The organism is Nocardiopsis sp. MG754419 (assembly GCF_018207095.1).
In the GTDB taxonomy this organism is placed as follows: Bacteria; Actinomycetota; Actinomycetes; order Streptosporangiales; family Streptosporangiaceae; genus Nocardiopsis.
Genome location: NZ_QOCZ01000223.1, coordinates 1 through 6,521 on the forward strand (window position 1 = coordinate 1; position 6,521 = coordinate 6,521).

Genomic DNA, 6,521 nt, shown 5'->3' on the forward strand with positions numbered 1-6,521 from the left:
CGCGTCCACCCCAGGGGAGGGGCCGATCCGGCGGGTCGTTCCCCGCGCGAACCGGCCCCGGCATCGGGGGCGCGGCCCCCCGGCGTCCTACAGCCCTTCGGTGGTGAACACCGTGTCCGGCTCGTCGGCGAACCCCTCGGGACCGCCGAGGAAGACCGCGAACGTGTCGGCCTCGGAGGGCACGGCCGGATGCGCGCTGCTCAGTACGAGGTCGGCGTGTCCGTCGCCGTCGATGTCGGTCAGGGCGTGGTGGCTCAGGTTCCCCAGGTCGGAGGAGGGCACCTCCACGGTGACCGAGCCGGTTCCGGTCAGGCCCTCGGCACCGCCCAGGAGGAGGGTGGCCTCCTCGAAGGCGTAGGACGGTCCGGTCATGGCGACGACGTCGTCGACACCGTCGCCGTCGACGTCGCCCACGAGCAGCCCGTTACCGAACCCGTCGCCGTCCTCGGCCGCACCGGCGACCCCTTCGGTGTCGCGGTCGATCCGGATCGGGTCGGCGTCGAGGTACCCCTCCGCACCGAGGTGGACGTCGACGCGGCCCGGGTGCAGTTCGTCGTCGTGGCCGGGCTCGTTGTTGGGGATGCCGCTCACCCCCACGAGCAGGTCGGCGACTCCGTCCCCGTCGACGTCGGCGGAGGTGTGCACGTGGCCGGGCGCGGTGTCGCCCACCGTCTCCTGCGCGGGGCCCTCGGGGCCGGAGCGGAGCACCAGGTGACGCACGGGCGACTCGTCCGCACCGCGGACCACCAGCAGGTCCTGGTAGGCGTCGCCGTCGGCGTCGAACGCCTCGATCGTGGCGTCCTGGACGTCGTCGGGCAGAGTCAGGTCACGGGTCTCGGCCGCGGCGCCGTCACGGTCGAAGGGGCCGCGATGGTAGGTGCTCTCCCACGTGTCGACCGGGGTGCCTTGGAGGTGGTCCAGCACGGCCACGTCCGTGTGGCCGTCACCGTCCATGTCCCCCACGACGAGGGAGATCGCGTACATGTCGGTGGGGTCGTCGACGGACAGCCAGGGGAGTGGGACGGCGGGGCCGGTGAGGCCCTCGGGGCCGCCCCACACCACGTGACCGCCGCCGGGCGCGGCGATGACGAGGTCGGTGTACCCGTCCCCGTCCAGGTCGCCGGTGTCCAGTACCTCCAGGGGGTCCTCCGCCTCGGGGAGTCCGAGGTCGGTGCGGGTGAGGACCACCGCGCGGTCCGGGTCGAGTCCGTTCTCCCCGCCGAGCAGGGCACCGACGTAGGGTTCTCCGTCGGGTGCACCGCCCAGGCGTCCGTCGATGGGCAGATCGGGGTGACCGTCACCGTTGGTGTCGTCGATGACGGGGTCGTTCTCGCCTCGGACGGGGGCGGCGTCGGAGAGGTCGGTGGTCGCGGTGCCGCATCCGACCGCCGCGACGAGGGCGACGGCGAGGAGCGGAGGCAGGGTGGTCCGGTACTTCATGTGAGGTCTTTCGACGGGGCGGATGATGTCACGGGTTGGACGCCGCCCCCGGGAAAACCGTTGACGCAAAAGTGTCGGTGGACGCAGGTTTTCTTCGTAACCGGGTGCCGCGCGCGTGACGGTGGAGCCCCGTGTCCGTTTCCACGACGAAGCGGGCCGGACGGCGACGCCGTCCGGCCCGCTTCGTGGGGTGAGGATCCCTCCGAGGACCTACCGTGTGACCTTGGCCGAGATACTGTCCAGGTCGTCCTTGCTCGTCTCACGGCTGACCAGCAGTGCGATCAGGGTGATGCTTCCGACCAGCACCAGGTAGCCGCCGACCCACTGCAGACCGAAGGTGCCGGCCAGCCAGGTCGCGATGTAGGGCGCGAACGAGGCGCCCAGCAGGCTCGCCAGGTTGTAGGCGGCCGAGGCGCCGGTGTAGCGCACCTTGGTCGGGAACAGTTCCGGCAGGACCGCGGCCATCGGGCCGAAGGTCATCCCCATCAGGGACAGACCGATGATGAGGAAGACCAGGACCCCGACGGTGCTGCCGCTGCCCAGCAACGGGCCCATGGCGAAACCGAACACGATGATGGCGACGGTGACCGTGACCAGCGTGGGCTTGCGGCCGAAACGGTCGGCCAGGATCCCCGAGATCGGGGTGAAGATCCCGAAGAACACCACACCGATGAGCAGGAACACCAGGAACTGGGAGCGCTCGTATCCCAGGCCGGTCTCCGGGTCGGTGCCGAAGCCCAGCGAGAACACCGTCATCAGGTAGAAGAGGACGTAGGTGGCCAGCATGATCAGCGTGCCGATCACGACCGCGGACCAGTTGTGGCGGAACACCTCGACGATGGGCGTCTTGACGCGCTCACCGGAGGCGATGACCTTGGCGAAGGCGGGGGTCTCGTGCAGGGTCAGACGCACCCACAGACCGACGACGATGAGCACGGTGGAGATGAGGAAGGGGATCCGCCAGCCGTAGGCCAGGAAGGCCTCGTCGCTCATGGTCTGGCTCAGGGTCAGGAAGACGCCGTTGGCCAGGAAGAAGCCGATCGGTGCGCCCATCTGCGGGAACGTACCGTAGAAACCGCGCTTGCCCGCGGGGGCGTTCTCCGTGGCCAGCAGGGCCGCGCCACCCCACTCACCGCCCAGGCCGAGCCCCTGGCCGAACCGGCACACCGCCAGCAGCAGGGGGGCGGCCACGCCGATCTGGGCGTAGGTGGGCAGGAGGCCGATCGCGACGGTGGCCACGCCCATGGTCAGGAGAGAGGCCACGAGTGTGGCCTTGCGGCCGATGCGGTCGCCGAAGTGCCCGAACAGCCACGAGCCGATGGGGCGGGCCACGAAGGCGATGGCGAAGGTCGCCAGCGACTGTAGGCGGGCCGCCATCATGTCGCCCTCGGGGAAGAACAGGTACGGGAAGACCAGCACCGCGGCGGTCGCGTAGATGTAGAAGTCGTAGAACTCGATGGACGTGCCCACGAGGCTCGCCGTGAGGACCTTCCGCTTCGGGTTGGTCGGGGGTGCTGTCGTCTCGGCTTGTGGCCGCTGCGACGACGGGTTCTCAGAGGAGACGTCCGTCATGGGACTTCTTTCCAGGTCAGTGCGGGTCGATGGCTGGATGTTAGCCGTCGTGGACACTATATGAAACATTAGTCTCAATATGTGGACATTCGGGGCTCCTTGTTCCCCTCTTCCCTTATCGGTGCATCCGCGAGAGACCGTCCCACCTCGGGGCTTGCGCGGTGTCCGTGATCCGGATCACCCGAGCCGATGTCACATCCTCGTGTCCCCGTCTCGTCATGTGGATCGTCACCCGTTCCCGATCCGGAGGAGAACCCCATGGCCCACGAACTCCTGGTGCTCGGTGCCGGCTACGCCGGCCTCGCCGCGGCCGGCCGCGCCGCCCGCCACGCACGCGCACACTCCCTCGATCTCCACGTGACCCTGGTCAACGCCGCCCCCGACTTCGTCGAACGGGTCCGGCTCCACCAGGTCGCGGCCGGGCAGGACGTGGGGGTCCACCCGCTCGTCCAGGCGACCGAGGACACGGGGATCGACCTGGTCGTGGGCCGTGTCGACACCCTGGACACCGACACCCGTACCGTCGCCGTCCACACCGATCGGGGCCGACGCGAACTGCGTTACGACACCCTCGTCCACGCTCTGGGCAGCGACGCCGGGGTCTCGCCCGTCCCCGGCGTGACCGAACACGCCCACGACACCGCCTCGCTCGCCGCGGCCCGACGCCTGGCCGACCGGATCCGCCGCGAACCTCCGCGTGGCCTGGTCGTGGTCGGTGGTGGGGCCACCGGAGTGGAGGTGGCCACGGAGCTCGCCGAGAGTCACCCGGGCCTTCGGGTCGAACTCGTCACGCGGGGTTCGCTGGGAGCCGGGGTCGGGGATCGGGGCCGCACCCACCTGCGGCGGACGCTGCGCCGGCTGGGCGTGAACCTGCGCGAGCACACCGGCGTGGTCGCGGTGGACTCCGAGGGGGCGCACCTGGACGACGGCACCCACGTGCGGGCCGAGGTCGTGGTGTGGAATTCGGGCTTCGGTGTCTCCGGGGTCCTGGCCCGTGCCGGGCTCACGGTCGACGCCACCGGTCGTGCCCTGGTGGACGGGGACCAGCGTTCGCTCTCCCACCCGGACGTGCTGGTGGTGGGCGACGCCGCCCACGCGAAGGCGGTGGACGGCCGGGAACTGCGGATGTCCTGCGCGATGGGACTGCCCATGGGGTGGACCGCGGCCGACACGGTCGCCGGCGGCCTCGCCGGACCGGACCCCCGTCGCGCCTCCCACGGTTCCGCGTTCGGCTACGTGCTCCAGTGCGTGAGCCTGGGTCGCCGCGACGGGCTCGTCCAGTTCGTGCGCCCCGACGACACCCCGACCCGCTGGGTGCTCACCGGGCGGGTGGCCGCCTGGTGCAAGGAGTTCATCGTCGTGAGCGCCTACGGTGGCCTGATCGGTGGACAGGCACGACCCGATCTGTACCTGAGGCTGGTGCGCTGGTCCGGCCGTCGGTTCCCGCGTCGCCGTCAGGCCGCTCCGGCCTCCGCCGTCTGAGGGGGCGGGGGTCAGCTTCGGCGGGCGGGGCCGTGGTCCTGCTCGTCGAAGCGGATCCGCGGTACCCTGCTCACCCGGACCACCCGGGTGCAGTTGTCCCGGAACCCCTTGACCAGTTCGCCGTTGGCCCGGTCACTGCGCTCCACCCACTCCCGTGCCGCCGCCGCGCTGGCGCCGCCCGCGCGCTGGCGTCGGTGCAGGCGGCGCTCCCGCACCCGGTCGGAGGCCTCCACGTACCAGAGCTCGGTGAGCAGGTCCCGTACCCGGTTCCACGGCTCCTGGTCGGAGGCCAGGTAGTTGCCCTCGGTCACCACCAGGCGGGTGTGCGGTTCGATCACGTGTCGGCCGGCGATGGGTTCGTGGAGCCGCCGGTCGTAGTCGGGCACGTAGACGGCGTGGTCGGTCTCCACCGGCAGGCGTCGCAACATCGCCAGGTAGCCGTGGGCGTCGAAGGTGTCGGGGGCACCCTTGCGGTCGCGGCGCTCCAACCGATCGAGCTGTGCGTTGGACAGGTGGTAGCCGTCCATCGGCAGGTAACCGACGGTGCCGGCCCCCAGGTGCTCGTTGACCTTGTGCACCAGGTAGCGGGCCAGGGTGGACTTGCCCGCGGCGGGCGCGCCGGTCAGGCCGAGCACCGGTCGGAGTGGGGGGTGTCCGTCGGTCGGGGGGACGAGGGCGAGGACGTCTGCGACGAGGGAGTCGAGCATGATCTCCAGCCTATGCGGTGTTCCTCGAAGCCTCCGTTGTGTGCTCCGGGTGCCTGTGCTAGGCCTCGGCCCGTGTTCGGGGAAGCGTGCGCCCACGGGACGCCCATGGCTGGGGCGGTGTGTCCGCAGAGCGTCCCCCGTTGTGCGACACCGGGCGCGGGTCGCATCGGGAGGTCGCGGCGGCTCACGTCCGCAGGCCGGACAGGCACACCTCGATGATCGGGTCGGCGAGCTCGGCGAAGGGCACAGACGGGTCGACGAGCCACTGGATGAGGCACCCTTCCACGGCACCGACGACCACGGCGGCCTCGGCCGCGCCCACTCCGGCGCGCAGGTCGCCCTCGCGGGCACCGCGCAGCAGTAGTTCGGTGATCACGGCGCGGTGGTCGCGGTACACGGCGGCCATGTCCAGGGTCTCGCCGAGCGCGGGGGTCCGTTCGGCGGCCCAGAGGTCCACCAGCACCCGGGCCAGTTCGGGGTGGCCGGCGAGCGAGGCCACGGTCGACCGCAGCAGCGCGGCGAGCCGGTCCACCGCGCGGCCGTGGGGCGCGCGGGCCTCCTCCAGCAGGTGGGCCATGTGCTCGGCCAAGCGTGCGGCCGCGGCGGTGAGCAGTGCGTCGCGGCTGTCGAAGGACAGGTAGACGCTGCCCTTGGCCACCCCCGCCTCGGCGGCCACGTCCTCGATCCGGGTGGCGGCGAAGCCCTGGCGGGCGAACACCCGGATCGCCGAGGAGAGGACCTCCTCACGCCGGGCCGCCTGGTCGACGCGCCTGGGTGCCATGGTCGCCGTCCTCCTCGTCGTGGGTGGGCGCCCCGGCCCCGTGCGGGGTCGCGGCGGGTGCGGGGCGCGCCGTCTCAGGGAGCATATGGCCCAGCAGGAGTTTGACGAGCATGACCGGGGCGACCCAGGTCAGCTCGGGCGCGGCACCGAGCAACGGGAGCGTGACGACGGTGCCCAGGACCGTCGCGGCCAGGGCGGTGCTGCGCCGCAGGGGCGGCGGCGCGGTGTCCACGGCCACCGCACCGGCGAGTGCGCACCCGTAGAGCACCGTCGCGGCCGGCCAGCCGAACCCCGTCACGCACACCGCCAGAACGAACGGGTGCAGGTGCAGGGCGACGAAGCCGAGTCTGCGCAGGCGTGTGCCCCCGGTTCCGTGGTGCTGGGCGCGCACGGACGGCGTGGCGGTGGCGGCGGCCCCGCCGGAGAAGTCGAAGGCCACCACCGCGAGCAGGACGGTGACCGGCCAGGGGTGCTCGTGGGCGAGTGCGGTGGCCGTCACCATCGCGGTGCCCAGGGCGGCGGTGGTCAGGGGCAGGGCG

At 71.7% G+C, this 6,521-nt stretch carries 6 protein-coding genes; 1 reads left to right on the forward strand and 5 read right to left on the reverse strand.

Annotated elements, in window-relative coordinates; genetic code table 11:
• Positions 1-87 precede the first annotated feature (87 nt).
• Together DSY14_RS26240 and DSY14_RS26245 are read right to left on the reverse strand one after the other, a co-directional pair.
• Positions 88-1,440 carry a VCBS repeat-containing protein gene (locus tag DSY14_RS26240; RefSeq protein WP_211719294.1) on the reverse strand — a complete coding sequence of 451 codons (1,353 nt, stop codon included), beginning with the start codon at positions 1,438-1,440 and terminating at the stop codon, positions 88-90.
• Positions 1,441-1,650: 210 nt separating this feature from the next.
• Positions 1,651-3,012: an MFS transporter gene (locus tag DSY14_RS26245; protein WP_211719295.1), complete on the reverse strand. Its 1,362-nt coding sequence runs from the start codon at positions 3,010-3,012 to the stop codon at positions 1,651-1,653.
• A 258-nt stretch (positions 3,013-3,270) separates the two neighbouring features.
• Here DSY14_RS26245 and DSY14_RS26250 point away from each other — a divergent pair, with 258 nt between their 5' ends.
• A complete protein-coding gene (locus DSY14_RS26250; RefSeq protein ID WP_211719296.1) occupies positions 3,271-4,494 on the forward strand; it encodes an FAD-dependent oxidoreductase in 1,224 nt (407 codons plus the stop codon).
• An 11-nt stretch (positions 4,495-4,505) separates the two neighbouring features.
• Here the strand turns inward: DSY14_RS26250 and DSY14_RS26255 are convergent, their stop codons facing one another.
• The 3 genes from DSY14_RS26255 to DSY14_RS26265 form a co-directional block, all read right to left on the reverse strand.
• Positions 4,506-5,201 (reverse strand): nucleoside/nucleotide kinase family protein, encoded by a 696-nt coding sequence (locus DSY14_RS26255; RefSeq protein WP_211719297.1) that lies wholly within the window; start codon positions 5,199-5,201, stop codon positions 4,506-4,508.
• Positions 5,202-5,385: 184 nt separating this feature from the next.
• Complete coding sequence (locus tag DSY14_RS26260) at positions 5,386-5,982, reverse strand: TetR/AcrR family transcriptional regulator (RefSeq protein WP_211719298.1); 597 nt, start codon at positions 5,980-5,982, stop codon at positions 5,386-5,388.
• On the reverse strand, positions 5,945-6,521 hold a 577-nt coding region (locus tag DSY14_RS26265; RefSeq protein WP_211719299.1), incomplete at its 5' end, for a hypothetical protein. The genes DSY14_RS26260 and DSY14_RS26265, both read right to left, overlap by 38 nt.